This window comes from Hydrogenophaga sp. FW305-3-2-15-A-LB1 (assembly GCF_058787875.1).
In genome coordinates this window covers 1-19,517 of record NZ_JBYTAE010000101.1, presented here as the reverse complement: position 1 = coordinate 19,517, position 19,517 = coordinate 1, and the positions used below count along the sequence as shown (strand labels likewise).

Below are 19,517 nucleotides of genomic sequence, written 5' to 3'. Positions count from 1 at the left end.
CCTGCCCACCTCCCCCGCCGCCCAACTGTTCGACCGCGTGAAGGCCGCGCTCAATGGTGAACACCGCCAGCGCCTGCCCGGCAACTGGTCGCCCGTGGCGCGCTACCTCGACCCCGCGCGCCACCAGCGCGAACTCGCCGCCCTGCGCCGGCTGCCGCAGGCGGTGGCCGACGCGGCCGCGCTGCAGGCGAGCGGCGACTGGCTGGCGCGTTCGGTGCATGGGGTGCCGGTGCTGCTTACCCGCCATGCCGACGGGCAGCTGCGCGCCTTCATCAACGTGTGCCGCCACCGGGGCGCGGCGCTGGTGCCCGAGGGCGCCTGTGGCCAGGGACGCGAGCGCTTCGTGTGCCCGTACCACAGCTGGACCTACGGCAACGACGGCGCCTGCGTCGGCCGCCCGCACGACCGCGACTTTCCCCACGCGCCCAAGGCCAGCGCCGGCCTGGTCGAGCTGCCCTGCGCGCAGCGCTTCGGCCTGGTCTGGGTGGTGGCGACGGCCTTGCCCGCGTTCGACTGGGCCGCGTACTTCGGCCCCTTGGGCGAGGAGATCGACGGCCTGGGCTTCGACGCCGCCGCGCGCGTGCAGCGCCACCGCCATTTCACCCAGGCCTCGAACTGGAAGCTGGTGCTCGACGCCAACCTGGAGAGTTACCACTTCGCCTACGCCCACCGCGAGACCATCGCCTACCTGTTCCACGACAACGTGGTGGTGCACGACCAAGTGGGCGACCACCAGCGCATCGTGCTGCCCAAGCGCAGCTTCGAGGAACTGAGCGAACCGCCGGCCACGCTGGAAGGCTTCGCGAAGACGATCAACACCATCTACTTCCTGTTCCCCTCCACCCTGCTGCTCTGGGAGGGCGACCATATCAACGCCTTCGCGCTCTCGCCCACCGACGCCGCCACCACGCAGGTCGACGGCTGGCTCATCGCGCCGCGCCAGCACCTGGCCACCCGCAGCGACAGCTACTGGCAGCGCAACTTCGACATGTTCTGGACCGCGATCGACGAGGACTTCGCGCTCGCGGCCAGCATGCAGCGCGGGCTGGACAGCGGGGCGAACCAGGCCCTGTGTTTCGGCGAGAACGAGTTCGCCTGCGAGGCCTTCCACGCCTCGGTGCGGCGCATGGCGGGCGAGGGCGCTTAGCATCGCGCCTGTCACAAAACCGGGCGCTCGCCCGTCTGGCTGGTCATGAACGATCCCACCACCACCTTCAACCGCCTGCGCCCCCGGCTGCAGGGCATCGCCTACCGCATGCTGGGCTCGCCGGCCGAAGCCGAGGAGGTGGTGCAGGACGCCTGGCTGCGCTGGCACGAGGCCGCGCACGCCGACCTGGACAGCAGCGAGGCCTGGCTGGTGACCGTGACCACGCGCCTGGCGATCGACCGCCTGCGCAGCGCCAAGGTGCAGCGCGAGCACTACATCGGCACCTGGCTGCCCGAGCCGCTGCTGGCCGATGCGCCGGTGACGCCCGAACAGCTGCTGGAGCGCGCCGATGACGTGTCGGTGGCTTTTCTCGCCATGCTGGAGCGGCTGGCACCCGAAGCCCGCGCGGCCTTCCTGATGCGCGAGGTGTTCGACGCCGACTACGGCGAGGTGGCCGAGGCCCTGGGCAAGACCGAGAGCGCCTGCCGCCAGATCGTGCACCGCGCCAAGGCGCAGCTGCAGGACGACCGGCCACGCCACATCGTGCCGCGCGAGGCCCAGTTGCGACTGCTGCGCGGCTTTGCCGATGCCGCCGCCACCGGGCAGTTCGACCGGCTGCAGTCGCTGCTGGCCGAGGACGCGCAACTGATCGGCGATGGCGGCGGCAAGGTGCCGAGTTTCGGCGTGCCGCTGGTGGGCGGGCGGCGCATCGCGCAGCTCTTCTACGCCACGCACCGGCGCTTCGGCGAGGGCGTGCGCTTCGAGGTCGTGGTGCTCAACGGGCAGTGGGGCCTGCTGCGCTTCATCCAGGGCGGGCTGGAGTCGGCGCAATCGTTCGTGACCGACGGCGAGCGCATCCTGCGCCTGCACGTGCAGCGCAACCCCGACAAGCTCGCGCGCATCGCCGCCGCGCTGGGCCGCGACCTGGCTGTCACAAACCCCAGGCCCTGACCGTCTTCAGAGGTGTGTTCCCCAACCCCTCTGAAAGACGCCACATGAAATCACCCCGACTCCCCTGGACCGAGATCGCGCCCAAGGCCTACCAGGCCATGGCCGCCGTCGGCGCCACCACCGCCGGCTCCTCGCTCGGCACCGTCCTGATCGAACTCGTGAAGACGCGCGTCTCGCAGCTCAACGGCTGCGCCTTCTGCGTGGACATGCACGTGCGCGACCTGCGCAAGCACGGCGAACGCTGGCAGCGCATCAACAGCCTCGTGACCTGGCGCGAGACCGGCCTGTACAGCGAGCGCGAGCGCGCCGCGCTGAACTGGGCCGAGTCCCTGACCCGGCTGGTGGACCACCACGGCAGCCGCGACGCCGATTTCGAGCAACTGCAAACCCAGCTCAGCGACCAGGAAATCGTCGAGCTGTGCTGGACCGTCGCGCAGATCAACGCCTGGAACCGCATGGCCGTGGGCATGCACGCCCCCGTGGCCGAGAAGGAGATCGCATGAACATCGTGGTCATCGGAGGCAGCGGCCTCATCGGCAGACAACTCGCCACCCTGCTGCGCCAGGCCGGCCACGCGGTGACGGCGGCCTCGCCCTCGTCGGGCGTCAACGCCGTCACCGGCGAAGGCCTGAGCGAGGCCCTGGCCGGCGCGCAGGTGGTGGTGGACGTGAGCAACTCACCCTCCTTCGAGGACGAGGCGGTGATGCACTTCTTCCGCGCCTCCACCCGCAACCTGCTGGACGCCAGCGCTCGCGCCGGCGTGGGGCACTACGTGGCCCTGTCGGTGGTGGGCTCCGAGCGGGTGCCCGCGAGCGGTTACTTCCGCGCCAAGGTGGCGCAGGAAGCGCTGATCCAGGAAGGGCGGGTGCCTTACACCCTCGTGCGCGCCACGCAGTTCCACGAGTTCCTGATGTCGATCGCCCACGTGGCGACCGAAGGCCAGACCGTGCGCCTGCCCTCGGCGCCGCTGCAGCCCATCGCGGCGAGCGACGTGGCCGAGGCGCTGGCGGACGTGGCGGTGCAGGCCCCGCTCGACGGCACCTGCGAAGTGGCGGGGCCCGAAGCCGTGCCGCTGGACCAGCTCATCCGCCAGCTGTTCCAGGCGCGCCAGGACCCGCGCGCGGTGGTGTCGGACCCCCGGGCCACGTATTTCGGTTCGCCGCTGGAGGGCAATGCCCTCATCCCCGGCCCCAATGCGCGCATCGGCAAGGTCTCCCTGGCGCAGTGGCTGGCCTCATAGCAGGATCTGGTTGTCGGGCGTGGGCGGGGGCGGCAGATCGCTCTCGCCCAGCAGGCTGCGCAACTCGCGCTCGATGCCCTGGCACAGGTGGGCCATGGGCACGTCGTTGGCGCCGCCTTCGAACGGGTTCTCGGTGCTTTCACCCACCTGGTCCAGCGAGAGGTACATCCAGGCCACCAGCACGCTGAAGGGCACCGAGAGCCAGACCATGTGGCCGGCGAGCAGGCCGCTCACGCTGTCGTTGAGGCGGTCGAACTCGCGCACCAGGCAGAAGGGCAGCAGGGCCGCGAAGCACCAGACGAACAAGGTGTTGATGGTGGCGTACTGGCGCGGGTAGGGGAAGTTCTTGAGGCGCTCGACGCGGCTTTGCTGGTCCAGCAGTTCCTTGATGGTCTTCTGCAGCTCGGTGTGGTGCAGCACCGCGAGTTCCTGGCGTGCATACAGCTCGCGCAGGGTTTCGCTCTGCAGGTTGAGCAGCAGCAGGCCCTTGTGGCCCGTGCTCGCCACGCGCAGCCGCTCGGTTTCGCCGAGCAGGGGCGTCAGCTCGGTGTCCAGCGGGGTGTCGTGCTCGGGCACGCGGAAATGCCTGGCGCGGTATTCGGCGTTGGCGCGGCTGTTCGCGGATTCCCACACGCGCCCCTGCCGCAGCTGGTGGCGCAGCACCGTGAGCCAGGCCAGGTGGCGGTGGATGAGCAGCTGCGACGAACCGCCGGTGGTCGGAAACATCCGGCAGATCAGGCCCCAGTAGCGGCTCGTGCCGACGATGGAGGACCAGACCTGCTGCGCCTCCACCGTGCGCTGGTAGGTCTGGGCGTTCTTGAAGCCCACGATGAAGGAGGTGGCCGTGCCCAGCAGCACCGCGACCGACCAGGGCGCGGCGATCCAGGTCAGCCCGAAGACCTGGTACAGCGTGGCCGGCACGGCGGCCAGCACCAGCAGGATGTAGGTCTTGCGGCGCGTCCAGGCGAGGAACTCGGCGAGGGTGTACGACTTGGCGATTTTCATGGTGGGTGGAGCGAGGGGGTGGAGGGGCTTGACGCAGACAAGACGTTCGGCCCCGTCGCCTTGTGACAGCGCCGCGTGTACGCTCTTGCCCATGCACCTGATCCAGACCCTCGATGCGGGCGTGCTCGAACTGCGCCTGAACCGGCCCGAACGCCTCAATGCCCTCACGCTCGCCCTCGCGCGCGACTTGCTGGCGGCGGTGCAGGCCGGCGTGGCCGACCCGGCGGTGCGGGTCATCCTGCTCAGCGGCGAAGGCCGCGCCTTCTGCGCCGGCAAGGACCGCGACGACCCGCCCACCCCCGCCTTCGTCGAGACCCTGCAGGCCCTGGCCTCGCTGCTCGTGCGCTGCCCCCAACCGGTGGTGACGGCGGTGCAGGGCTGGGTGGTGGGCGCGGGCGTCGAGCTCATGCTCAACGGCGACCTCAGCGTGGCCGCGCGCGGTGCGCGCTTCGCGCTGCCCGAGGTGCAGGTGGGCCTGTTCGGCACCGGCGGCGTGGCCGCGCTGCTGCCGCGCCTGGTCGGGCTGCAGAAGGCCAAAGGCCTGCTGATGCTGGGGCAGGAGCTGGGCGCCGTGGACGCCGAGCGCTGGGGCCTGGTGTGGCAGGTGGTGGAGGACGGCGCGTTGCAGGCCCAGGCGCGCGAGCTGGCGCAACAGCTCGCGCGCAGCAGCCCGGCGCTGCTGGCCGAGGCCAAGCAACTGGTGCACCGCGAGCAGCTGGGCGACTTCGACGCGTCGCTGGCGCGCGAGACCACCGTGCACCAGCGCCTGAACCCCTTGGCGGACGCGGTCACCGGCCCCGGCGGCCAGCGGACCTGAGGCCGGCTCTGCACAATGCCGGGCATGACCACCCCGGCACCCGAACCCCGCTTCTTCCAGCCCGTTCCCCTCGACAAGGCCTACCGCCTCATCAACCACGGCCCCACCGTGCTCGTGTCCTCGGCCCACGCGGGCGAGGTCAACGTGATGTCGGCCGCCTGGGCCTGTGCGCTGGATTTTTCACCGCCCAAGGTGACGGTGGTGATCGACAAGGCCACGCGCACGCGCGCATTGGTGGAGGGCAGCGGCACTTTTGCGCTGTGCGTGCCGTCGGCCGGCCTGGCCGCGCTCACGCTCGGCGTGGGCACCGACAGCGCGCTCACCGTGCCGGACAAGCTCGCGCGCCACGGGGTGAAGACCTTTCACGCCCCCGGCCACGAGGCCCTGCCGCTGGTGGAGGGCTGCGTGGCCTGGCTGGTGTGTCGGCTGCTGCCCGAACCGCACAACCAGGCCACCTACGACCTGTTCATCGGCGAGGTGGTGGGTGCCTGGGCGGACGAGCGGGTGTTCCGCGCGGGGCGCTGGCATTTCGATGGCGCGCCCGATCACCTGCGCACCCTGCACTACGTGGCCGGGGGGCAGTTCTACGCGACGGGCGCGTCGCTGCAGGTGGGCGGCGGCTGAGGCCCGCAGGCCTTCGCCTCAGTAGTGCGGCGGCAGTTCGTCGCGCAGGTTGCGCACGGCCGGCGCGGCCTGGGGGTCCCCCTGCTGGCGCAGGCGGCCGACCTCGCGCAGCAGCAGGTCGATCTGCTCCTGCTGGCGCGCCACCAGCTGGTTGAGCGTGTCGAGCAGGTCGTCGGCGTAGCTGGCCTTGATTTCGAGTTCGGTCAGGCGCTGTTCGGTGTCGGCGCCGGGGGCGTGCGGGGTCGTTGTCATCCCCCTATTGGACGACAAGACGGCCTCGGCCGTGGCGCGAAAGCCACTGTGTGTCATCGCACAGACGCTGGAAAGCGGGTGAGCCAACCTTGAAGGCAACCCAGCGCCTTGTGCGCACCCTGCCTGGAGGAGCCCCATGTCCGATGTCCACCCGTTCACCGAAACGCCTGCCTCGACCTGGTTCAACGACACGGTGGTGCAACTGCCCGCGGCGCCGCAGCCCGAGGGCATGCCACCGTGCCACTGGATGACGACCGCCGCGGCCTTTGCCGACACCGGCGGCCTGATCAGCGGCGACGAACTGGCCACGCGCATCCGGGAACACTGCGTGCTGGACACGAGCCTGCGGGTGAGCGAACCGGTGTCGCTCGTGGCGCGCTGGATCGTGTCGCGGGCGGTGGTGTCCATCGACAGCCCGTGGGGCCACCTGCTGCCCATGTTCCAGTTCGATCTGCCGCGCGCTTCGCTGCAACCCGGGGTGGCCGTCGTGCTGGCGGAATTGCGCGGTGTGCTGGAAGGCGCGGAGCTGGCGCTGTGGTTCGTGACCCCCAACGAGTGGCTGCACGGCGAGCGGCCCGCCGTGGCCATGCAGACCACGCTGCAGGCCGTGCGGCACGCCGCCCGCGCCGACCGCTACGTGGCGCTGGGCGGCTGAGCCCGGGCCTTCCAGGCCCTGACCGCATTTGGTGCCCGCGTGCGGCCGGTATGTGCCCCCTGCATGTCGGTGCGTGCCTTGGTTCAGACCCCAGCGCATGGCCTGCGGCATTCTCGGATGTCCTCGCGCACCACCGCGCACGGGACCATCTACCAGGGGAATTCCATGGCCGACCTCTACCTGCCCACCGCCGCACCGATGAAGCGCTTTCAGGCGGCGCCGCCACCCGCCGCGAGCGAGCCCCACCGATGGATGTCGATTGCCGCGGCGTTCGCCGACACGGGGGGACTGGTCAGCGGCGACGAGTTGGCCGACCTGATCCGGCAGCAGGCGCTGCGCGACGCCCGGCTGCAGATCTCCCAGCCGGTGTCGCTGGTGGCGCGCTGGATCGTCTCGGGCATGGCCGTTGCCATGGACAGTCCCTGGGGCATCGTGCTGCCTCTGTTCCAGGTCGATCTGGAACGCGCCATCCTGCACCCGGAGGTGCCCATGGTGTGCGCGGAGCTGGGGAGTGTGCTGCAGGGCCCGGAACTCGCGCTCTGGTTCGTGACCCCCAACGAATGGCTCGAAGGCGAACGGCCCGCGCTGGCCCTGCGGACCCGGCTGACGGAAGTCCGGCGCGGCGCCCGCCATGTGGCGGACGGCGCCTGACGCGACCCGCACTCAGAGGCGCGGTTCGCCGTTCTCGTTGACCAGGATGGTGCGCCTCGGCGGCGAGGTCATCTGCACCTGGTGCTGCACGCCGCGGAAGGTGTAGCTCACGTCCCAGTACTCGGGCGCGCCCTCGCTGTTCACGTTGGTGCAGCGCTGCACGTCCTGCGTCTGCGGGTTGTTGCGGCCCACGTTGGAGCCCACCGCCGCGCCCGCCACCGCGCCACCCACGGTGGCGATGTCGCGCCCGGAACCGCCGCCGATCTGGTGGCCCAGGATGCCGCCGATGACGCCGCCGACGATCGCGCCCGGCACGCTGCGCCGGCGCTCGACTTCCTCGCGCTCGATCCAGCAGCGCTGCCCACCGCCGTAGATGGCGCGCGAGGCGCTCACCGGCACCTCGTACAGGGTTTCCGAATCGCGGCGCCGGTAGTCGCGCGCCACCGGCTGGCCCGGGGCGGGCGCCTGGTACACCGGTGAGGGGTAGGCCTGGGAACTCACGGGTGGGCGGGAGCCGCAGCCGGCGAGGCCCAGCACCGCCACCGCCGCCAGCAGGGCATGACGGTGTGAAACAGGGAGAGGGGTGTGAAAGAGGTTCATGGTCGCTCCTTGTGGGATGGCAGGTTCATGCGTTCCAATGTGCCCCTCGCTATGGGGCGGGTCTGTGCGCCAGGACACCGACGTGGAGGTGGTCCTGGGCTCACTGGAAAACGGCCCGTGTGCTAAAACGGAACGCACCATGAACGACGCCCGAGTGATCGCCGTCCACCGGAGCCGCCTGCACCACTTCTCCAAGGAGCGGGTGCATGCGATCACCCTGCTCGAGGGCCTGGGCGTGCAGGGCGATGCGCACTGCGGGGCGACGGTTCAGCACCTCTCGCGCGTGGCGCGCGATCCCAGCCAGCCCAACCTGCGCCAGGTGCACCTGCTGCAGGCCGAGCTGTTTGTCGCCCTGGCCCACCAGGGGCACACGGTGCATCCCGGCGACCTGGGCGAGAACATCACCACCGGAGGCATCGATCTGCTGGAGCTGTCCACCGGCACCGAACTGCAGCTGGGGGCCGAGGCGCGGGTGCGCATCACAGGCCTGCGCAACCCCTGCGTGCAGATCGAGCGTTTCCAGCCCGGTCTGCTGGCCGCGGTGCTGGGCCACACGGCCGATGGGGAACTGGTGCGCAAGGCGGGGGTGATGGCGGTGGTCCTGCACGGCGGCGTGGTCTCCGCGCAGGACCGCATCCGGGTGCTGCGGGCCACCGTCCCGCACGTGCCGCTTCGGCCGGTCTAGTTCAGGCGTCTGTGTCGCGCGCCAGCGCGGCCGTCCATTCGGCCACCGCCGCGTCCAGATCGGGCGCGGCCATGAGGGCGCGCACCACGCCCACCGAGCGCACGTTGGCGTTCAGCACCTCGGGCAGGTTGTGCAGGTCGATACCGCCGATCGCCATGTGCGTGACGCCGCGCAGCAGGGGCGCGTAGGCGCGCAGGCGGCCCGTGCCCTGGGGCGCGGTGGCCATCTGCTTGAGCGTGGTGGGAAACACCGCGCCCATGGCGATGTAGCTGGGGTTGTGGCGGTCGGCGATCAGCATCTCGGCGTAGCCGTGCGTGCTCAGACCCAGGCGCAGGCCGGCGCGGCGGATGGCGGCCAGGTCTTCGGGGGCCATGGCCTGCAGGTCTTCCTGGCCCAGATGCACGCCATATGCGCCGGCCTCGATGGCTTCTTGCCAGTGGTCGTTGATGAACAGCAGCGCGCCCGTGCCCTGCACGCCGGCGACGGCGGCGCGGATCTCGGCGCGGATGGCCTGCGCGTCGCCGGACTTGAAGCGCAGCTGCACCGTGGGCACGCCCGCGCGCGCCATGCGCACCGTCCAGTCCGCATCGGGCATCACGGCATAGAGGCCGAGCTCGGGCGGGCAGGCCGCGAAGGCGTGCTCGCGCGGGAAGGGCGCCATGTCGAAATCGGCCGGTTCGTCGGGCCAATGGGCGGCGTCGAAGCGGCCGGTGCGCCGCGTACGGGTGGACCAGGCGCGCGCCACGCAGACGGCGTCGATGTCGATGAAGCCGAGTTCGTGCGCGGCCTGCAGCGCGGCGACGAACACCGGGTCGTCGGAGGCGGGCGCGGGCGGCACGGCATGCGGGGCCAGGGGCAGGGCCAGCGTGGCGCGGTGGGCGTCCACGATGGCCTGGACCATCGCTTCGGTGGAGGTGATCGTGGTGCTCATGTGAAACCTCCGTGCGTCGCACTGCGGTGCGAGCTTGTTTGGGAGCGGCCCTGCGCTGCGCTCATGAACCGTGGTGCCAGAAAGGGGTGCCCATCACGGGCGTGCTCGGCTGCGCGCTGGCCTGCGGCTGCATGGCGCCCGAGCGGTGGGCGGCGCGGCCGGCGCACACGGCGTCGGCGAAGGCGCCGGCCATGTCCACCGGCGACTGCGCGAGCGCCACGGCGGTGTTGAGCAGCACGGCGTCGAAGCCCCACTCCATCACGGTGCAGGCGTGCGAGGGCAGGCCCAGGCCGGCGTCCACGATCAGCGGCACGCTCAGGCGCTCGCGCAGCAGGCGCATGGCGTAGGGGTTGACCGGGCCCTGGCCGGTGCCGATGGGCGCGGCCCAGGGCATCACGGCCTGGCAGCCCACGTCCACCAGGCGCTGGCACAGCACCAGGTCTTCGGTGCAGTAGGGCAGCACCTTGAAGCCGTCGTTGATCAGCTGGCGCGCGCAGTCCACCAGGTTGAGCGTGTCGGGCTGCAGGCTGTAGTCGTCGCCGATGAGTTCGAGCTTGATCCAGGGCGTGTTGAAGACCTCGCGCGCCATCTGCGCGGTGGTGATCACCTCCTGCGTGGTGTGGCAGCCGGCGGTGTTGGGCAGCACCGGCACGGCCAGTTCCTGCAGCAGCTTCCAGAACGCCGCACCGGCCTCGGGCTGCGCGGCGCCCTGGCGCCGCAGCGAGGCGGTGAGCATGGCGGGCCGGGCGCGCTTCACGGCGGCTTCGAGCGTGGCGGGCGAGGGGTAGCGCGAAGTGCCCAGCAGCAGGCGGCCGGCGAAGGTCTCGCCGTAGAGCACCAGCGGGTCTTCCTGGGTGAGCGGTGGGGTGTTCATGTCCATGGCGGTGTGTCCTCAGCCCCCGGTGATGGGGGCGATGATTTCGATGCGGTCGCCGTCGTTGAGCCGGTGCTGTGCGTAGCCCGTGCGCGGCACGAACTGCAGGTTGACGGCGGCGGCGAACACGGCGGGCGGCTCCCAGACGAGCAGCGCGTCGGCCAGCGTGGCGCCTTCGGGCAGTTCGCGGGTTTCCTGGTTGATGATCACATTCATGCGAGGTTCCGTTCGTTCAGCGGATGACCGCCAGCCCAAGGGCGTCGGCCAGCGGCGAGTGGCCCTGGTCCACCACTTCGAGCGCGGCGTCCAGCACGGCCGGCGCGATCATGAAGCCATGGCGGTACAGGCCATTGATCGCCATTCTGCGCGGTCCGGTGAGGCGCAGCGCGGGCAGGTTGTCGGGCAGGGTGGGGCGCAACTGCACGCCCAGTTCGACGATGCGCGCTTCGCCGAAGCCCGGGTGCACGGTGTAGGCCGCGCTCAGCAGCTCCAGCGTGGAGCGCACGCTGGCGGGCGAGAGGTCGTCGGACTCGATCTCGGTCGCGCCGATCACGAACAGGCCGTCCTGCTTGGGCGCGATGTACAGCGGGTAGCGCGGGTGCACCAGGCGCGTGGGGCGCGACAGGCTCACGCCCGGTGCATGGATGCGCGCGACCTCGCCGCGCACGCCGCGCAAGGCGGGCCATTGCGGCTGGGCGCCCAGGCCCCGGCAGTCGAACAGCCAGGCATCGGGTCCCGGGTCCACCTCATCGGGGGCGCGCGCCGTGTGCCAGCGCACCGTGACGCCCAGCACCTGCATCTGGTGCGCGAGCGCGGTGAGCAGTTCGCGGTTGTCGAGCTGGCCTTCGTCGGGCAGGTACAGGCCTTGCGCGAAGCGCTGGGCCAGGGCCGGCTCCAGCGCGGTGAGGGCCGTGCCGTCCAGGCGCCGCGCCTGCGGCAGCGAGGGCAGGGCGGCGCTGGTGCGCGCGAGCTGGCCGGCGAAGCGCTCGGCTTCGGCCGCGTCCTGCCGGTGCCAGAGCACCAGCGTGCCGCTCTGCTGGAAGAACACGGGCTGTTCGAGCATGGCCAGCAGCTGCGGCCAGCGCGCGAGCGCGTGCTGGCCCATGCGCACCACGTTGAGTTCGGTGACGGCCGATTCGGCCAGCGGCGCGAGCATGGCGGCGGCGACGCGCGCGGCGGCGTGCGCGGCCTCCGGCCCGCCGGCGTCGATCACCTCGACGCGGTGCCCGCGCTGCGCGAGCGCGCAGGCCAGCAGCCGGCCCATGAGGCCGGCGCCGAGCACCACCGCGTCGGGTTTGTCGGGGGAAAGATTCATGAGGGGCTTTCGGCGCTGCCACAATGCGCGCCATGAGCAACGAAGCGCAACGTTACACCCGCGTCCTCTCCATCGCCGGCTCCGACAGCGGCGGGGGCGCCGGCATCCAGGCCGATCTCAAGACCTTCGCGGCCCTGGGCTGCTACGGCATGACGGCCATTACCGCGCTGACCGCGCAGAACACGCTGGGCGTGAGCGGCATCCATGGCGTGCCGCCCGAGATGCTCAAGGCGCAACTGAGCGCGGTGCTCGACGACATCGGGGTGGACGCGGTGAAGATCGGCATGCTGCACGCGCCCGACATCGTGCGCACCGTGGCCTGGGCGCTGCGGCACTACGAGGTGAAGCAGGTGGTGCTCGACCCGGTGATGGTGGCCACCAGCGGCGACCGCCTGATCGCGCCCGACACGGTGCAGGTGCTGGTGGACGAGCTGTTCCCGCTGGCCACGGTGGTCACGCCCAACCTGGACGAGGCCGCGCTGTTGCTGGGCCGGCCGATTGCCCATGCGGATGAACTCGAAACCGCCGCGCGCGATCTGCTCGCGCTGGGGGCCAAGGCGGTGCTGCTCAAGGGCGGCCACCTGCCGGGCGACGAGGTCGCCGACCTGCTGGTGAGCGGCGACGGGCCCGCGCAGCGCCTGGCCTCGCCGCGCATCGCGAGCCGCAACACGCACGGCACCGGTTGCACGCTGTCGTCGGCCATCGCGGCCTACCTCGCGCTCGGCAACCCGCTGGACCAGGCGGTGGCGAAGGCGCGCAGCTACATCCTGCAGGCCATCGCCATGGGCGCCAATGTGTACACCGGTGCCGGCCACGGGCCGCTCAACCACGGCCACGCGCCGCTCGCGCTGCACAAGCGGCCCCGGGGCTGAGGGGAAGCGGCGCGGCGGCATGAGGTTCAGGCCCTTGCCGGGCTGAGCCCGCCGGCATTGCGCGGCCGCGAGAGCGCGGCGAGCACGAAGGTCAGCGCCAGCGTGGGCAGGGCCGACCCGAGTTGCGGCGCGAACTTCGCGAGCAGGTGGTAGCAGGCGATGCCCAGCACCCACAGCGCGGCGGCGCTCCAGTCCACCGTGCGCGCCGGGCCCGTGGCCACGCCGGTGCCCAGGCGGCCCAGGATCACACCGTAGAGCGGCACGAACACCGAGCTGAGCAGCAGCAGGAAGGGCTCCAGCGTGTGCATGGGCAGCAGCAGCGCCAGGCCGGTGCAGACCACGGCGAAGCCCAGGCCGGCGGCGCGAATGCTCCAGCGCGGGCGCAGGCTGTGCACCGAGACCGCGCCCGAGTGCGCGTCGCCGTAGGCGTTGTCCATTTCGTCGAGCAGGATCAGGCCGAGGGCGATCAGACCGCCCTGCGCGAGCAGCAGCGCGCCCACGAGGTTGGTGCCCGGCTCCACCGTGCTGACCACCAGCACACCCAGCGCGTAGCACCAGATGTTGGCCAGCGCATAACCCAGCCAGGTACCGCCCAGCGTGGTGGCCGTGCGTTTGCCGTGGCGCGCGTAGTCGGCCACCAGGGGCAGCCAGGACACCGGCATCGCGATCACCAGGTCCATGGCGGAGAACAGGCCCATGCCACCGGCGCCGGGCCGGTTCCAGAAGCCTTCGAAGCCCTGCGCCTGCAGGCGCGTGCCGAACTGCCAGGTGAGCCAGGCCAGCGAGGCGATCACCAGCGGCAGGCCGAAGCGGCTCACGAAGCGGCGCACCAGCGTGAGCATGGAGCCGGCCATGAGCGCGGTGAGCACGCCGCCCCACAGCAGGGTGGCCAACAGCTTGCCGCCGGTGCCGTCGAGCAGGCCGCCGGGTTCGGCGCCCAAGGCCTGCTTCAAGATGGCGACCGTGCCCTCCTGCATGATGACCAGCTCGAAGGTGGTCCAGCCGACCAGTTGCGCGATGTTGAGCAGCACCGGCAGGCGCGCGAAGGCGCTGCCGTAGGTGGCGTGCATCAGACCGGCGCTGGACAGGCCGGTCTGGCAGCCCAGGCGCGCCGTCCAGGCCAGCAGGCCGGCGCCGATCAGTGAGCCCAGCACGATGGCGATGACCGCGTCGCGCGTGCCCACGGCGGGCACGAGGTAGGCGCCGATCTGCATCACCAGCAGGCCGGTGCCCAGGCTGAACCAGAGGGCGGCGTGCTCGTGGAAGTGGAAGACCCGGTTGCCTTGCGGCACGGGGGTCAGGGCCTGGTTGGCCGGGGACGGGTTCATCGACATGGAAACGCTCCAAGCAGTGTTGAAGCAGGTGGGCTGGGCCGGGTGCCTCCCGGCGCGGCGCGACGGGGCTTGGGTATCCGGCCTGCTTCCCTGCGCGAGGATTACCTCAATCAGGTTCAAAGGGACTCTCTCAGTCGCGCCCGGGCGGAAAACCCGGGGCAACACCCCTAGCGGATGCGCCTTGCGGCACGGGTGGGAGTATACGTTCGCGAGGCGCCGCGCAGGGCCCGCAAACGGCAACGCCCCGGGGGCACCGGGGCGTTGGGCCGGAAGGCGGGGTCGATCAGGCCAGCGAATCGGCCCAGATGTTGCGCGCCCAGGCCATGGCGTACTGGCCTTCGAGTTCGCTCGCCGCGCTGGACAGGCCGCCCGAGCCGGGCACCGTCAGCATGGTCTTCTGCGCCGCGTCGTACTTGTGCACGCTGGCCACGTGCACCACGTCGGTGGCGGTGACGAAGCTGTAGCAGGTGTTGGCGTAGATCGGCAGCGAGGGCGCTTCCTTGCCCTGCAGCAGCGAGACCACGGCGGCCGCGCAGGTCTTGCCGTGCTGGTTGGCCATGTGGCCCGACTTGGGCATGCCCGGCGCGATCTGGATCGCGTCGCCCAGCACGTGGATGTTCTTCGCGGCCTTCGATTCGAAGGTCAGGAAGTCCACCTCGCACCAGCGCGCGTTGGCCGTGGCCAGGCCGGTCTTCACCGCGATCTCGCCCGCGCGCTGCGTGGGCAGCACGTTGGCCACGCCGGCCTTGAAGTCGTCGTTGAACTCGAACTTCAGCGTGTTGGTGGCGGCGTCCACGTCCACCAGCTTGTGCTTGGGGCGGTACTCGATCAGGCCCTTGTAGTGCTCGTCCCAGGCCTTCATGAACAGGCCCTTCTTCGAGGTGATGTCGTCGTTGGCATCGAAGATCACGACCTTGCTCTTGGGCTTGGCCTTCTTGAAGTAGCTCGCCACCATGCAGGCGCGCTCATACGGGCCGGGCGGGCAGCGGTAGGGCGCCAGCGGGATGGACAGGGCGTACACGCCGCCATCGGGCATCGCCTCGAGCTGCTGGCGCAGCGCCAGCGTCTGCGGGCCGGCCTTCCAGGCGTGCAGCACCTTGTCGGTGGCGCCGGGTTTGGCCATGCCGGGCAGGGTGTCCCACATGAAGTCGATGCCGGGCGAGAGGATCAGACGGTCGTAGGGCAGTTCGCCGCCGCTGGCCAGCTTGACCGTGCGCTTGGCCGGGTCGATGCTGGCCACCATGTCGCGCACCACCTTCACGCCGTGGCGCTTGCTCAGGTTGTCGTACGGCGTGGTGATGTCGGCCATGGTCTTGTGGCCACCAAGCACCAGGTTGGAGATCGGGCAGGAAACGAAGGCCGCGTTGGGCTCGACCAGGGTCACGTCGATGGAGTGGTCGGAGAACAGGCGCACGTACTTGGCGGCGGTGGCGCCACCGTAGCCGCCACCGACCACGACGACCTTGGCGCCGCTGCCGGTGGTGGCGCAGCCATTCAGGAGACCCAGGCTGGCGACGGCCGAACCGGCCCCCAGCGTTTGAACGAATTGACGGCGTTTCATGGTGGGGCTCCTTATTTCTTCTGGGCGGCGAAATAACCGGCGATGTCGGCCAGCTGCTCGTCGGTGTAGCCCTTGGCGAGCTGGTGCATGATGGTCGCGGGCCGCTTGCCGGCCTTGAAGTCCAGCAGTTTCTGCAGCAGATCGTCCTTGCCCTGGCCGGCCAGCGAGATGGCACCGGGCTGCGCGCGGCCATCGGTGCCGTGGCAGTTGGCGCAGGCCGCGGCCCACACCTTGATCTGATTGACCTGGGCCTGAGCCCCCATGGCGGCGGCGCAGAGCACGCCCGCCGCCAGCCATTTCATCGTTTTCACCATCGTGGTCTCCTGTGGGGTGTCGAAACGTAAGTGCATCCAAAAATGTAGCAGACAGGCCTTGCGGCGCCTAACTATCCGTAAGTACGCATATTTCGATGGTTCATGCTAGCAGCGGGGCAGGGCCGTGCTCACGGTGTTAACCCTCAGCGGTACGGGTTTATACTAATCCGAATATCAGCAATCACTCATATAGTCCCTAATCCCAGGCGACAGGCCATCGCCCACCCCACAAGGAATCCCACCGTGTCAACAGACCTGAGTGACGTCATCGGGCGCGTGCTGCCCGCCCCGGAAAACCACCTGAGCACCGAGAAGCTGGAGCAGGCGCGCAAGGCGCGCCGCAGCTTCATGGGCAAGGCCCTCGCCATGGGCGCGGGCGCCGTGACCAGCGCCGCCGCCTCCACGCGCGCCCTGGCCGCCGAAGGCGAAGACGCCATCCTCAAGCTGCCCGCGCACAGCACCGGCCTGGGCCAGCCCGTGGCCACGCTGGGCTACGGCCTGCCCAGCAAGTGGGAAGGCAACCTGCAGCGCCGCCAGAGCCCGGGCCTCACGCGCGTGCCCCAGGCCTCGGTGAGCTTCACGCCGCTGCAGGGCCTGTTCGGCATCATCACGCCCAGCGGCCTGCACTTCGAGCGCCACCACCAGGGCTGGTGGGACATCGATCCCTCCAAGCACCGCCTGATGGTCAACGGCCTGGTCAAGCGCGAGCGCGTCTTCACCATGGACGACCTGATGCGCCTGCCCAGCGTCTCGCGCATCCACTTCATCGAGTGCGGCGCCAACTCCGCGCCGGAGTGGGGCAACGTGGCGCTGCCCTCGGTGCAGTACACGCACGGCATGGTGAGCTGTTCCGAATTCACCGGTGTGCTGCTCTCCACGCTGCTGGAGATGTGCGGCTACGACAAGAAGAACGGCAAGTACGTGCTGGCCGAAGGCGCCGACGGCTCGTCGATGACGCGCACGATCGACATCGACCGCGCGATGGACGACTGCCTCGTGGCCTGGGCCATGAACGGCGAGATGCTGCGCCCCGAGAACGGCTACCCGCTGCGCCTGGTGGTGCCGGGCATCCAGGGCGTGAGCTGGGTGAAGTACCTGCGCCGCCTGGAGGTGGGGGACCAGAAGTGGGCCACCAAGGACGAGGCGGTGCACTACATCGACCACATGCCCGACGGCACGCACCGCCAGTACACCGGCATCCAGGAGTGCAAGAGCGTGATCACGACGCCCTCGGGCAGCCAGACGCTTCTGGACAAGGGCTACTACAACATCACCGGCCTGGCCTGGTCGGGCCGCGGCGCCGTCAAGCGCGTGGACGTGAGCACCGACGGCGGGCGCAACTGGCGCACCGCGCGGCTGGAAGGCCCGCTGCTGCCCAAGGCGCTGACGCGTTTCAACATCGACTGGGTGTGGGACGGCAAGCCCGCCGTGCTGCAGAGCCGCGCGATCGACAGCACGGGTTATGTGCAGCCCAAGATCAACCAACTGCGCGCCGTGCGCGGCACGCGCTCGATCTACCACCAGAACGCCATCCAGTCATGGCGGGTCGCCGAAAACGGCGAAGTCTCCAACGTCCAGGTGTATTGATATGACGACCCCCCGCCGCGCTTCGCGCGACCCCCTCAAGGGGGCAACACCTGCGGCCCGGCAAAGCCGGTTCCGCGGTATTTCTGGAACTTTCCTCGCTGCGCTCGTCATCGGGTTCTCCGGCCCTGCCGTGGCACAGGGCAAGCCCTGGCACGAGCTGGGCCGCGATGCGACCAAGGCCGAGGTGAAGGCCTGGGACATCGATGTGCGCCCCGACTTCAAGGGCCTGCCCAAGGGCGCGGGCTCGGTGGCGCTGGGCGAGCAGGTGTGGGAGGCGCAGTGCGCGTCCTGCCACGGCAGCTTCGGCGAATCGAACGAGGTGTTCACCCCCATCGTGGGCGGCACCACCAAGGCCGACATCGAGCGCGGCCGCGTGAAGAACCTCGAACCCGGCAGCATCTTCCCGCAGAAGACCACCATGATGAAGGTGGCCACGCTCTCCACGCTGTGGGACTACATCAACCGCGCCATGCCCTGGAACGCGCCCAAGACGCTCAAGACCGACGAGGTCTACGCCGTCACGGCCTACCTGCTGAGCCTGGCCGAGGTGGTGCCGGCCGATTTCACGCTGAACGACCAGAACATCGCCGAGGTGCAGAAGCGCATGCCCAACCGCAACGGCATGGTGTTCCATGAACCGCTGTGGAAGCTCGAAGGCAAGGGCGACGTGAAGAACGTGGCCTGCATGAAGGACTGCCCGGTGGAGTCGACCATCCGCTCCTCGCTGCCCGACTTCGCGCGCGACGCGCACGGCAACATCCAGGAGCAGAACCGCGTGATCGGCCCGGTACGCGGCGCCGACACCACCAAGCCGCCGCCCAAGGGGCCGGTGGGCAGCGGGCCGGCGCCCGCCGCCGTGGTGGTCGCGGCCGCCCCGGCGGTGAAAGACCCCAAGGCCCTGCTCGGCGCCAACAGCTGCACCGCCTGCCACGGCATGAGCAACAAGATCGTGGGCCCGGGCTTCACCGAGATCCTGGCCAAGCACAAGGGCAAGGCCGACCTCGAGGCCTACCTGATGGGCAAGATCCAGGGTGGCAGTTCGGGCGTGTATGGCGCGGTGCCGATGCCGCCGCAGCCCCAGCTCAGCGAAGCCGACGCGCGCTCGATCGCGCAGTGGATCGTCAACGGCGCGAAGTGAGGGCCATTGGCCGTCGCAGGGGCTGGCCTTCGGGAGCGAAGGTATGCTTCTTAATATTTGCATTTACTCGTAAACCCCATTCCCCCCACGACAAGGAGACCGTACGCTATGTCCATGAAATCGATCCTGCTGTGCCTGGCAGCATCCGGCGCGCTTTGGAGCGCGGGTGCCCACGCCCAGGACGCCGCTGCCGCCAAGGCGCTGGCGACCAAGAGCGCCTGCATGGCCTGCCACGCGGTGGACAAGAAGCTGGTGGGCCCGGCCTTCAAGGACGTGGCCGCCAAGCACAAGGGACAGGCGGGTGCGCTCGACGCCGTGGCGGCGCGCATCAAGTCGGGTGGTTCGGGGGCCTACGGCCCGGTGCCGATGCCCCCACAACCGAATCTGAAGGACGACGAGCTCAAACTGCTTGCCGGCTGGATCCTTGCTGGGGCCCCCCAGTAAACTCACCGCGTTTTTTCATTCTCACCAGGAGCTCCCCATGAACAACTCACGCCGAGTCGCCCTCAAGACCACCGGGGCCTTCGCCACGCTCGTGTCGCTGGGTCTCATCACCCAAAGCCAGGCCCAGGCCGCCGTGGACCGCGCCGGCTTCGAAGTGAAGACCCTGGCCGAGGCGCTCAAGGCCGTGGGCGGCACGCCCGCCAACAGCGACCAGGTCACCGTGGTCGCACCGGACATCGCCGAGAACGGCGCCGTGGTGCCCGTGGGCGCCACCAGCAAGCTGCCCAACACCACCGAGATCTACCTGATCGTCGAGAAGAACCCGATGCCGCTGTCGGCCGGTTTCATCATCCCCGCCGGCACCGCCGCCGACGTGCAGACCCGCCTGAAGATGGGCCAGAGCAGCAACGTGATCGCCGTGGTCAAGGCCGATGGCAAGCTCTACTCGGCCACCAAGGAAACCAAGGTCACGCTGGGTGGTTGCGGCGGCTGATCGCCCCCCCCCCGAACCCCACGTTTC

24 protein-coding genes and 1 riboswitch are annotated in these 19,517 nt (G+C 70.1%); of the genes, 14 read left to right on the top strand and 10 right to left on the bottom strand.

Annotated elements, in window-relative coordinates; all coding sequences use genetic code 11:
* From AC3WPZ_RS24635 to AC3WPZ_RS24620, 4 genes are all read left to right on the top strand, one after another.
* The coding region (locus tag AC3WPZ_RS24635; RefSeq protein ID WP_492442030.1) for an aromatic ring-hydroxylating oxygenase subunit alpha at positions 1 to 1,147 on the top strand (1,147 nt) is incomplete at its 5' end.
* A gap of 45 nt (positions 1,148 to 1,192) precedes the next feature.
* Positions 1,193 to 2,098, top strand: coding sequence for an RNA polymerase sigma-70 factor (locus tag AC3WPZ_RS24630; RefSeq protein ID WP_382323600.1), 906 nt, complete (start codon positions 1,193 to 1,195; stop codon positions 2,096 to 2,098).
* 44 nt (positions 2,099 to 2,142) lie between these two features.
* On the top strand, positions 2,143 to 2,601 hold the full coding sequence (locus tag AC3WPZ_RS24625) for a carboxymuconolactone decarboxylase family protein (protein WP_382323601.1): 459 nt from the start codon (positions 2,143 to 2,145) through the stop codon (positions 2,599 to 2,601).
* Positions 2,598 to 3,338, top strand: a complete 741-nt coding sequence (locus AC3WPZ_RS24620) for an SDR family oxidoreductase (RefSeq protein WP_444688269.1) — start codon at positions 2,598 to 2,600, stop codon at positions 3,336 to 3,338. The genes AC3WPZ_RS24625 and AC3WPZ_RS24620 overlap by 4 nt, the downstream gene beginning before the upstream one ends.
* Here AC3WPZ_RS24620 and AC3WPZ_RS24615 read toward each other — a convergent pair.
* The gene (locus AC3WPZ_RS24615) at positions 3,333 to 4,343 is read right to left on the bottom strand and encodes a bestrophin family protein (protein ID WP_492433230.1); all 1,011 of its coding nucleotides are present in this window, start codon (positions 4,341 to 4,343) and stop codon (positions 3,333 to 3,335) included. The two genes, AC3WPZ_RS24620 and AC3WPZ_RS24615, sit on opposite strands and share 6 nt — an antisense overlap.
* Positions 4,344 to 4,434: 91 nt before the next feature.
* Between AC3WPZ_RS24615 and AC3WPZ_RS24610 the strand changes: the two genes are divergently transcribed.
* A complete protein-coding gene (locus AC3WPZ_RS24610; protein WP_492442029.1) occupies positions 4,435 to 5,160 on the top strand; it encodes an enoyl-CoA hydratase/isomerase family protein in 726 nt (241 codons plus the stop codon).
* A gap of 24 nt (positions 5,161 to 5,184) precedes the next feature.
* Complete coding sequence (locus AC3WPZ_RS24605) at positions 5,185 to 5,784, top strand: flavin reductase family protein (RefSeq protein WP_382323605.1); 600 nt, start codon at positions 5,185 to 5,187, stop codon at positions 5,782 to 5,784.
* Positions 5,785 to 5,802: 18 nt separating this feature from the next.
* On the opposite strand, the gene AC3WPZ_RS24600 is transcribed toward AC3WPZ_RS24605, so the two are convergent.
* Positions 5,803 to 6,036, bottom strand: coding sequence for a SlyX family protein (locus AC3WPZ_RS24600; RefSeq protein ID WP_492442026.1), 234 nt, complete (start codon positions 6,034 to 6,036; stop codon positions 5,803 to 5,805).
* A 136-nt stretch (positions 6,037 to 6,172) separates the two neighbouring features.
* Here AC3WPZ_RS24600 and AC3WPZ_RS24595 point away from each other — a divergent pair, with 136 nt between their 5' ends.
* Entirely contained in the window at positions 6,173 to 6,691 is a 519-nt protein-coding gene (locus tag AC3WPZ_RS24595; protein ID WP_382327190.1) for a hypothetical protein, read from the top strand.
* 165 nt (positions 6,692 to 6,856) lie between these two features.
* Positions 6,857 to 7,342 (top strand): hypothetical protein, encoded by a 486-nt coding sequence (locus AC3WPZ_RS24590; RefSeq protein ID WP_492442024.1) that lies wholly within the window; start codon positions 6,857 to 6,859, stop codon positions 7,340 to 7,342.
* A 12-nt stretch (positions 7,343 to 7,354) separates the two neighbouring features.
* Here the strand turns inward: AC3WPZ_RS24590 and AC3WPZ_RS24585 are convergent, their stop codons facing one another.
* Positions 7,355 to 7,942, bottom strand: coding sequence for a glycine zipper 2TM domain-containing protein (locus AC3WPZ_RS24585; RefSeq protein WP_492442022.1), 588 nt, complete (start codon positions 7,940 to 7,942; stop codon positions 7,355 to 7,357).
* A 139-nt stretch (positions 7,943 to 8,081) separates the two neighbouring features.
* Here AC3WPZ_RS24585 and AC3WPZ_RS24580 point away from each other — a divergent pair, with 139 nt between their 5' ends.
* Positions 8,082 to 8,627: an MOSC domain-containing protein gene (locus tag AC3WPZ_RS24580; protein WP_492442019.1), complete on the top strand. Its 546-nt coding sequence runs from the start codon at positions 8,082 to 8,084 to the stop codon at positions 8,625 to 8,627.
* A gap of 1 nt (position 8,628) precedes the next feature.
* Here AC3WPZ_RS24580 and AC3WPZ_RS24575 read toward each other — a convergent pair whose 3' ends face one another.
* The 4 genes from AC3WPZ_RS24575 to AC3WPZ_RS24560 all read right to left on the bottom strand — a co-directional run bounded on the left by AC3WPZ_RS24575 (position 8,629) and on the right by AC3WPZ_RS24560 (position 11,747).
* Positions 8,629 to 9,558 carry a thiamine phosphate synthase gene (locus AC3WPZ_RS24575; RefSeq protein WP_444688266.1) on the bottom strand — a complete coding sequence of 310 codons (930 nt, stop codon included), beginning with the start codon at positions 9,556 to 9,558 and terminating at the stop codon, positions 8,629 to 8,631.
* Positions 9,559 to 9,619: 61 nt separating this feature from the next.
* Positions 9,620 to 10,432, bottom strand: a complete 813-nt coding sequence (locus AC3WPZ_RS24570; protein ID WP_492442033.1) for a thiazole synthase — start codon at positions 10,430 to 10,432, stop codon at positions 9,620 to 9,622.
* Between the two features lie 18 nt (positions 10,433 to 10,450).
* Positions 10,451 to 10,648, bottom strand: a complete 198-nt coding sequence (thiS, locus tag AC3WPZ_RS24565; RefSeq protein ID WP_291121245.1) for a sulfur carrier protein ThiS — start codon at positions 10,646 to 10,648, stop codon at positions 10,451 to 10,453.
* A 16-nt stretch (positions 10,649 to 10,664) separates the two neighbouring features.
* Positions 10,665 to 11,747 carry an FAD-dependent oxidoreductase gene (locus AC3WPZ_RS24560; RefSeq protein ID WP_492433244.1) on the bottom strand — a complete coding sequence of 361 codons (1,083 nt, stop codon included), beginning with the start codon at positions 11,745 to 11,747 and terminating at the stop codon, positions 10,665 to 10,667.
* Positions 11,748 to 11,779: 32 nt separating this feature from the next.
* Here AC3WPZ_RS24560 and thiD point away from each other — a divergent pair, with 32 nt between their 5' ends.
* On the top strand, positions 11,780 to 12,619 hold the full coding sequence (thiD, locus tag AC3WPZ_RS24555; protein WP_492442017.1) for a bifunctional hydroxymethylpyrimidine kinase/phosphomethylpyrimidine kinase: 840 nt from the start codon (positions 11,780 to 11,782) through the stop codon (positions 12,617 to 12,619).
* A gap of 26 nt (positions 12,620 to 12,645) precedes the next feature.
* Here the strand turns inward: thiD and AC3WPZ_RS24550 are convergent, their stop codons facing one another.
* The 3 genes from AC3WPZ_RS24550 to AC3WPZ_RS24540 all read right to left on the bottom strand — a co-directional run bounded on the left by AC3WPZ_RS24550 (position 12,646) and on the right by AC3WPZ_RS24540 (position 15,828).
* Complete coding sequence (locus AC3WPZ_RS24550) at positions 12,646 to 13,947, bottom strand: purine-cytosine permease family protein (protein ID WP_492442032.1); 1,302 nt, start codon at positions 13,945 to 13,947, stop codon at positions 12,646 to 12,648.
* A gap of 76 nt (positions 13,948 to 14,023) precedes the next feature.
* Positions 14,024 to 14,132, bottom strand: a riboswitch (TPP riboswitch).
* Positions 14,133 to 14,236: 104 nt separating this feature from the next.
* Entirely contained in the window at positions 14,237 to 15,514 is a 1,278-nt protein-coding gene (locus tag AC3WPZ_RS24545; RefSeq protein WP_444688264.1) for an FCSD flavin-binding domain-containing protein, read from the bottom strand.
* An 11-nt stretch (positions 15,515 to 15,525) separates the two neighbouring features.
* Positions 15,526 to 15,828, bottom strand: a complete 303-nt coding sequence (locus AC3WPZ_RS24540; RefSeq protein WP_382160358.1) for a c-type cytochrome — start codon at positions 15,826 to 15,828, stop codon at positions 15,526 to 15,528.
* 243 nt (positions 15,829 to 16,071) lie between these two features.
* Between AC3WPZ_RS24540 and soxC the strand changes: the two genes are divergently transcribed.
* The 4 genes from soxC (at position 16,072) to soxY (ending at position 19,490) form a co-directional block, all read left to right on the top strand.
* Complete coding sequence (gene soxC / locus AC3WPZ_RS24535; RefSeq protein WP_382160355.1) at positions 16,072 to 17,415, top strand: sulfite dehydrogenase; 1,344 nt, start codon at positions 16,072 to 16,074, stop codon at positions 17,413 to 17,415.
* Between the two features lies 1 nt (position 17,416).
* Entirely contained in the window at positions 17,417 to 18,553 is a 1,137-nt protein-coding gene (locus AC3WPZ_RS24530; protein WP_444688263.1) for a c-type cytochrome, read from the top strand.
* 114 nt (positions 18,554 to 18,667) lie between these two features.
* Positions 18,668 to 18,997: a c-type cytochrome gene (locus AC3WPZ_RS24525; protein ID WP_291121227.1), complete on the top strand. Its 330-nt coding sequence runs from the start codon at positions 18,668 to 18,670 to the stop codon at positions 18,995 to 18,997.
* A 37-nt stretch (positions 18,998 to 19,034) separates the two neighbouring features.
* Positions 19,035 to 19,490, top strand: coding sequence for a thiosulfate oxidation carrier protein SoxY (soxY, locus tag AC3WPZ_RS24520; RefSeq protein ID WP_291121225.1), 456 nt, complete (start codon positions 19,035 to 19,037; stop codon positions 19,488 to 19,490).
* Positions 19,491 to 19,517: the final 27 nt, after the last annotated feature.